General features: G+C 46.3%; 2 protein-coding genes. Both read right to left on the bottom strand.

Annotation, left to right across the window (positions count from 1 at the left end):
* The coding region (locus HMPREF9304_RS08055) for a conjugal transfer protein TraO (RefSeq protein WP_036928125.1) at positions 1-548 on the bottom strand (548 nt) is incomplete at its 3' end.
* Positions 542-1,151, bottom strand: a 610-nt coding sequence (gene traN / locus HMPREF9304_RS08050) for a conjugative transposon protein TraN (protein ID WP_036928126.1), incomplete at its 5' end; no start/stop codon positions are given. The genes traN and HMPREF9304_RS08055, both read right to left, overlap by 7 nt.

Genomic DNA, 1,151 nt, shown 5'->3' with positions numbered 1-1,151 from the left:
GCAGGGCGAAAATGATGAACATCCGTACCAAAGAGTATGCGTCCCTGTCCTTTGAATAGCAACAGCACATTGTCCGATAAGAAACATTCTATGGATAGATGCACCGCACCGCCATAAACGAAGCGTGAGCGGTCAAGCAGTTTTGCCCCATCGGGCAGGAACGGCTTGTCATCATTGATTTCTTCATAACCACCCAAAGCGGAGACACCACCATAGAGCAACACGTTCTTGCCATTGTCCGACATAATCGGGTGCATATAGCCCAAATGCAAAAGTGCATCTTTGAGTTTCACATCATAACTGCGATACGGCATATTTTGTTGCTCATATTCCATACCCATAAAGGCATAGTTCTCACGCTTCAAGTAGCGAGTGAGCGACAAACCCAGACCGAAGTTATCCTTGGCAAAAAGTTTTTCGCCCTTGATAATCGGCAGACTGCCTACTACTTCTATTCCTTTCTGCTTCGGAATCAGTCTTTGCGCTTGTGCTGGCAGCATCATCGCCACCGCACAAGCCAATAAAAAGAGATACTTCTTCATTACCATTTAAGTTTGAGGTTATCAATCTTCTGAGCCAAAAGTAAATCTTGCGGCTCGACATAGAAGGTAAGCGTTCGTCCACCATTATGCTCATAAAGCGTCACTTCAAGCTGTTTATCCTCTGATAGTGAGAACTGTTCCAAGGCAAACACTGAACTTTCGGTGTGCTTTCCCTTGATATAGTTCACCTGATGATAGGCACGGAGTGGTTGTTGCACTCTCTCCTGAATGGCAGTGCGTTTAGCTACTTTCTTATCCACAACCTTGAAGGTGATAAAGTCCACCGAATACGGCATATTAGTCATATTGTCTATTCGGGTATGAAAATATAGCAAGCCATTGTGCGCATACAATCCCCTAAGCAGGAATTTCATACCGAACATTTGGGCGCCGATATGCCTAAATACACGTTTATCATTTTGATAAATGGTCTTCATCATCAGCTTGACGAGTACGGGCGACTCGTTGCCGAGTTCCTTGAAGTAGATGTCCGCACGATTGCTCGGCAAACGTCCCTCGACGGGCGACAGAAAGTCCTTCATCTCCACGCTCAGCTTCTCTGGCTCATCGGCATACTTCACGTGTAGGCTCGGCGATGGGCGCCTTACC

Source organism: Hoylesella timonensis S9-PR14 (assembly GCF_000762405.1).
In the GTDB taxonomy this organism is placed as follows: Bacteria; Bacteroidota; Bacteroidia; order Bacteroidales; family Bacteroidaceae; genus Prevotella; species Prevotella timonensis_A.
This window is presented reverse-complemented; position numbering and strand designations above follow the sequence as displayed.